Annotated in this window: 4 protein-coding genes; all 4 read left to right on the forward strand. The window is 39.3% G+C overall.

The window, feature by feature from the left end; genetic code table 11:
- The first annotated feature begins 64 nt into the window (after positions 1-64).
- A protein-coding gene (locus ACT3RN_RS14140) for an IS3 family transposase (RefSeq protein WP_444518733.1) occupies positions 65-1230 on the forward strand; the annotation gives its coding sequence in 2 pieces (ribosomal slippage) (positions 65-323 and positions 323-1230; 1167 coding nt in all).
- A gap of 100 nt (positions 1231-1330) precedes the next feature.
- Positions 1331-1525 (forward strand): hypothetical protein, encoded by a 195-nt coding sequence (locus ACT3RN_RS14145; RefSeq protein WP_444518734.1) that lies wholly within the window; start codon positions 1331-1333, stop codon positions 1523-1525.
- 39 nt (positions 1526-1564) lie between these two features.
- The gene (locus ACT3RN_RS14150) at positions 1565-4087 is read left to right on the forward strand and encodes an Hsp70 family protein (protein WP_444518735.1); all 2523 of its coding nucleotides are present in this window, start codon (positions 1565-1567) and stop codon (positions 4085-4087) included.
- A gap of 4 nt (positions 4088-4091) precedes the next feature.
- Positions 4092-5804, forward strand: a complete 1713-nt coding sequence (locus ACT3RN_RS14155) for an ATP-binding protein (RefSeq protein WP_444518736.1) — start codon at positions 4092-4094, stop codon at positions 5802-5804.
- Positions 5805-5841: the final 37 nt, after the last annotated feature.

The following is a 5841-nucleotide window of genomic DNA, read 5'->3' on the forward strand; positions in this document are numbered from 1 at the left end:
GAGCTATGCTGAAGAAACCGTACAAGTAAACTTGGTAAACTAACGACTCAACGAGGAGTTTACCATGACCAAGAAAGTTAGAACTTACAGCACAGAATTTAAAGCAGAAGCTGTCAAGAAGATAGCGGATAATAATGGCAATATTTCAGCTACTGCAAAGCAGCTCGGGATCGCCATGCAAACCTTATCTAACTGGCAGAATAAAGCCAATCAGGGCAAGCTTGTGGGCACTGAACAATACGATCCTGATCTTATGAGCGCCCTTGAAGAAGTAAAACGGCTAAAGCGCCAGCTTAAAGTTGCTGAGGAGGAGCGCGAGATATTAAAAAAGGCGACGGCGTACTTCGCCAAGCACAGCTAGTAAAGTACGCTTTTATCAAAGACAATCAGCAGATATTTAGCATCACAACTATGTGCCGTGTATTAAAGGTTAAATCATCAAGTTACTATGACTGGTCAAGTCGTGACATTAGTGATCAGCAGATACATCGTAATCACTGCGAGCTACTAGTCAAAGCCGCTCATACTGAAACATATGAGCGTTATGGCGTAGATCGTCTACATGCGCATCTAAGTGATCAAGGCCATGACATCAGTCCCTACATGGTTAGAAGTATTAAAGAGGAACACGGCATCAAGTGCCGTCGTCATAAGCGCTTTAAAGTCACTACTGATTCCAATCACAATAAACTGGTCTATGACAACGTGCTGAATCAGCAGTTTGACGCCAAGCGTCCCAATGAGTCTTGGGTCAGCGATATTACTTATATCTGGACAAACGAAGGTTGGCTGTACTTAGCTGGAGTCAAAGATTTATACACTAAAGAGCTTGTCGGCTACGCTATTAACAAGCGCATGACCGCAGATTTAGTATGTCGTGCGCTTAACATGGCAATTAAGAATAAACGCCCAAGCAAGGGACTAATTGTGCATTCTGATAGAGGCAGCCAGTATTGCAGTCACGCCTACCACAAGACCATGAAGCAGCATCAATTCATAGGCTCAATGAGCGGCAAAGGCAACTGTTTCGATAACGCTCCGATAGAAAGCTTCTGGGGCGTATTAAAGAATGAGCTGGTATATCATCAAGACTATAAAACAAGGTTCACAGCCATCAATGATATTATCAGTTATATCGAGCTGTACTACAATCAGACGAGGATTCAAAAGGGTTTGGACTATCAATCGCCAAGACAGGTGTGGTTTGATTATTATCGTCAAGCTGCGTAACTAAAATCTCCCAAGTTTAATTCTACGGGATTGACGGCAGGGGTCAGATACCAAAGGGCTTAAGTCTCTGAGCAAGTCTCTTGAGAGGTTAGAGGAGGAGTTGGAAGATAATGGCTATGAGATTATTGATTATATGGGCATGAATTATACTGAAGGGATGACCGTTAAAGCCCGATTTATACCGAGTGATGAGCTTGATGAAGATGAAAGTATAATCACTAGAGTGGTTTATCCTCAGGTTAATTTCAATGATAAGTTGATTCAACAAGCTGATGTTGAAGTTAGTGTTGGTTAGAACAAAACTTAATGAATAATAAAATATAGGAATGTAGATATGCGTCAAAAAGTAGATTTTGGTATTGATTTAGGCACAACCAACTCTGCCATTGCAGTCATGCAAGATGGTGACTCTGTAATCATTAAATCAGTTGGTGAAGAGCAGAATGATACAACACCTTCTTGTATTTCTTTTAATAAAAAGAAAATGATGTATGTTGGAAATAAAGCAAAAAACTCAATAGAGCAAGAGGCAATACGAAACTTTAAGCAGCGTAAAGCTGCTAAACCTAATGGTTATCAAGAATTTAAGCGCAATATGGGCACAAACTATAACTATGAATCTACATTTATGGATAGAAGTTATACTGCAGAGGCGCTCTCTGCTGAGGTGCTTAAAAAGCTAAAAGGCTATGTCAGAGATGAAAGTGTCACTTCTGCTGTGATTACAGTACCTGCTATGTTTGAGCAAAGTCAGTTAGATGCTACTCAGCGGGCTGCTGAGCTGGCGGGATTTAGCTATTGTGAGCTATTACAAGAGCCCATTGCGGCCTCAATTGCTTATGGCATCAAGCCAGCTAGTCAATCAGGTTATTGGCTGGTATTTGACTTTGGTGGCGGTACTTTTGATGCGGCATTGATGCATACAGAAGATGGCATCATGAAAGTGGTTGATTCCGCAGGCAATAACCATCTTGGTGGTAAAGATTTGGATACAGCTATAGTGAATCAGCTGTTTATACCAGAGATTCAAAATCAGTGTAATCTTGAAGAAACTATTTCAGGTTCGGCTATGAAAGACCTGTTGCAAGAGGCATTAAAAGGATATGCAGCTCAGGCAAAAATAAAACTATCATCAAGTGATCAGTGGAGTGAGTATATTGATAATTTAGGTGATGATGATGAGGGTGAGGAGATTGAATTTGATATTACCATCACTTTAGATCAATACGAAAGAGTAGTAACCCCTATATTCCAGCAAGCCATTGATATCACCCAAGACTTAATTAAACGTAATAATTTAGAGCCCAGTGACTTAAGCTCGCTTATTCTAGTGGGCGGTCCAACGTTCCAGCAAACGCTACGCCGTATGTTAGCGGAACAAGTTACAGATAAGGTCGATACCAGTATAGATCCTATGACGGCTGTTGCAAGAGGCGCGACCTTATTTGCTTCAACCAAAGATATTCCTAGAGAGCTGCAAAAGCGTGATACCACAAAGGCTCAACTTATCTTAAAGTACCCTGAGACCACTGTTGAAACAGCTGAACACCTAGGCGTTAAGATTGATAGGTCTGCCTCAGACTCTGCATTGCCGGAGACATTCAATTTAGAAGTGCTACGTACCGATGGTGCTTGGTCTTCAGGTAGTTTAGCTATAGATAATGATGTTGAGATTATCGAATTGCAGTTAAATACGGGGAAAACCAATCACTTTGAGCTAAAGCTATCGAGTAGTGATGGTACGATAATTCCTTGTCAGCCAAATACCATTACTATTATTCAAGGTTTGAAAATAGCCAATGCGACTTTACCTTATAGTATTGGTATTGAGGTTTACGATACCTTGGTAGCTAAACAAGGTGTTTGGCCGCTGGCGGGATTAGAGAAAAATAAAACACTGCCAGCTAAAGGTAAAGGCACATATAAGACGATGCAGGATGTTCGCCCAGGAGTGAAAGACGACGTTATAACCATTCCAACTTATGAGATTAATTTTGGTAAAGAAGGTTCGAAAGCAATTTTTAATAAGCGCTTTGGCGAGATTAGTATATCAGGCGAAGACTTGCCCGGATTCTTACCGTCAGGTAGCGATGTTGAAGTTACATTAAGTATTGATTCTTCACGTCGTGCGAAATTTGAATTGTACTTTCCTTCATTGGATGAAACCTATGAAAAGCAAATAGCTTCAGAAATTAAAACAGATATCTCTACCAATCAATTGAAGCGTGAAATTAATGAGGCACGAACAGTAGCACAGGAGCTATCACATTCAGGTAATAAAGACGCGGATAAGAAAGTACAAGAGCTTGATGAAGCTGAGCGATTACTTGATGAGCGTAGTGCTGATCGTGATACTAAAGAGAAAGTTAAAACAAGTCTGACTAAAACATTAATTGAATTAGATGAATATCAAGAACAAGGGGCTTGGCCTAAAGCAGAGCTTGACCTTGAAGATGCTATTGAAGATTTGCGTGATATTAATAATGAAAAAGGGAATGCGCGAACTAGTATTTTATTGACTGAGTTTGAAACCCAAGCACGTCAGATTATATCTAAACAAGATATACAAAGCGCTGCAAAACTTACAAAAGAAATTAATAGTACGGCGTTCAGTCTAAGGCAGCAAGATACTGGTTTCTGGGTTGGTATCCTAGAATATATGGATTATGGGTTTGATGATATTCAGTGGACTGATCGTGAAACTGCGTTCAAAGGTATTCAACATGCGAAACGTTTATTACAAACAAACCCTTCTCATGAACAGTTGCAAGATGCAGTTGTCACCATTATTGGGTTAATGGAACCTGAAAGTAGAGCTGAAATGAATAACGTTGATACTAGTCTGCTGCGTAAGTAATGAGATGACTAATTCAGCGTTTATTCGTGGTGATTTGATTGATGATCATTATCACGTCGACTTTTTTCTATATGAAGATGATATAGCTGAAACATATAGAGTTAAAACCAATAAAAATGAGCTTAAGTATCTTAAGCTCATTAAGTCTGAGTGTACATCTATTTTGGAAGTAGAAGCTCTAAAAGAAGCGCTAGGCTTGCTAGATAAAAACGGTCACCACAATATTCTGAGCTGCTCTGAGTTGCAAACTTTACGGGTGAAAGGGCAGTCGCAGTATTACTTTATACATGATTTTGTTCATGGGGAGTCTTTAAAACAGCGGTTAGATAGAGATATTAGTGTAGCAGTGTATGATGCTTGCAAAATTATTAGAGGAGGCTTTGATATATTGTCAAATGCTGGCATGCCTTCCACTCAAGTTTTAACTCCAAATGATATCTTTATAAATTACTTAGATGAAAAGGGAGGTGTGTCTATATTCCCTTTAGACTTGACCCGCTATATAAAACACACAGAGTCATCTATACCTCGCTACTCATTGGCTTATCAAAGTAGAGAGGCGAAACATAATACGGACTATTCATTAGCAACTTTGCTGTATAGGTGTTTGTTTGGTTTTTTACCTTGGCAGTACGATATTGAATGGACAGCTACTTATAAAGCAGTAGAGTATCAGGTCTTTTCTTACCGAGATGCAAATCCTCTAAGTCAATCAACCTTTCACTCTCAGCACATACCGGACGATTTAAAAAGCATTGTCTTTCAAGCTCTAAATAATATAGGAGTGAACGAGTTTAGCAAAAAGCTAGATTTGTTTTTAAAGCGGTATTATGAGTTTCCTTATTATGACGATATTAAGCTACCCAATAGTGAGACAAGAAACATCAAGCTTAAGGTATCAGAAGGATCACAGAATAAGAGTGAGCATGTTGGTCTAAACAAAGTAGCAGGGATGATGGATCTGAAGTCGCTATTAATTACTGATATTATAGAACCTTTAAAAAATAAGCAGGCTTATAAGAAATATGGGATTGATCCACTTAACGGCTTGTTATTTTATGGTCCCCCTGGCTGTGGCAAAACTTTTATAGCAAAACAACTTGCTGCTGAATTGGGTTATACATTCTTTGAAATCAAGCCTTCTGACTTGGCTAGTGTTTATGTTCATGGCACTCAAGAAAAGATTGGTAAGCTATTTTTAGAAGCCAGCCTTAAGGCACCTTCGGTGATATTTATTGATGAGGTTGATGCAGTAATGCCAAGTCGTGATAGTGCACATATGGGTCAACACTATTCTTCAGAGGTTAATGAATTTCTCGCTCAGCTCACAGAATGTAGTGAGAAAGGCATTCTTACGATTATGGCTACAAATAGGCCTGATGCAATAGACAAAGCGATTCTAAGAACTGGTAGGGTTGATAAGGCGGTTTATATACCTCTGCCTGATTTTGATACTCGTAAGGAGATGCTGGAGATTCTCTTGGAAGGACGACCTGTAGACAAGGGTTTGGATGTTGACTCTATAGCTATGTTAATGACGCATTATACTTCCAGCGATATTAATTATATGGTCAATGAAGCGGCCAAACTTGCCCTGAAAGAAAGGAGTAAAATTGATCATAAACATTTAACGGAAGTACTTCACAAAACGAAATCATCTGTTAATTACGATCAACTAGAAAAGTACGACTCTTTTACTGACTTTCAAAGATTCTAGATGCTTCCAAGCTCTTTGAAGACTTTATAAACAAAGT

The sequence above is a fragment of the Psychrobacter sp. AOP5-GZ1-6 genome, from assembly GCF_052376345.1.
Classification (GTDB): domain Bacteria; phylum Pseudomonadota; class Gammaproteobacteria; order Pseudomonadales; family Moraxellaceae; genus Psychrobacter.

Coding starts and splice junctions, on each gene's coding strand:
- ACT3RN_RS14150 (WP_444518735.1), top strand. CDS start 1,565: ATGCGTCAAAAAGTAGATTTTGGTATTGATTTAGGCACAACCAACTCT.
- ACT3RN_RS14155 (WP_444518736.1), top strand. CDS start 4,092: ATGACTAATTCAGCGTTTATTCGTGGTGATTTGATTGATGATCATTAT.